The organism is Ferroacidibacillus organovorans (assembly GCF_001516615.1).
Classification (GTDB): domain Bacteria; phylum Bacillota; class Bacilli; order Alicyclobacillales; family SLC66; genus Ferroacidibacillus; species Ferroacidibacillus ferrooxidans_B.
In genome coordinates this window covers 1-427 of record NZ_LPVJ01000046.1, presented here as the reverse complement: position 1 = coordinate 427, position 427 = coordinate 1, and the positions used below count along the sequence as shown (strand labels likewise).

Annotated in this window: 1 pseudogene; it reads left to right on the top strand. The window is 54.6% G+C overall.

Going from position 1 to position 427, the window contains the following annotated elements:
• Positions 1-427 (top strand): annotated as a pseudogene (locus ATW55_RS09920) (DDE-type integrase/transposase/recombinase); the annotation flags it as partial.

Sequence of the window (427 nt, the reverse complement as noted above, 5' to 3'; positions counted from 1 at the left end):
GCTGCTCGAAGCGCAAGGTGCGGCTGCACCCGGAACTGTGGCGGTGAGCACGCTGGCCAGGCATCTTCGTCAGGCCGGGCTCAGTCGCCGGGAGTTGTTGATCACACCACAGAACAAAGGCACATTTCGCCGATTTGAGGCAGAAGACGTACACGTGTTGTGGCAAGCGGATTTTCAGCACACGCTATACTTACCCGACCCGGACAACCCTGGTAAACGGAAGAAGGCGATTCTCTTCGCAATTATTGATGATCACAGTCGCCTGATTGTCCATGGACAGTTCTACTGGGATGAGAAGATGCCCCGGATGGAGGACAGTCTCAAGAAGGCCATTCTACGGCATGGTGTTCCAGAACAGCTGTACGTGGACAATGGTGCCGTTTTTGCATCCGACCACCTGAAACGTATTTGTGGTCGTGTGGGGATT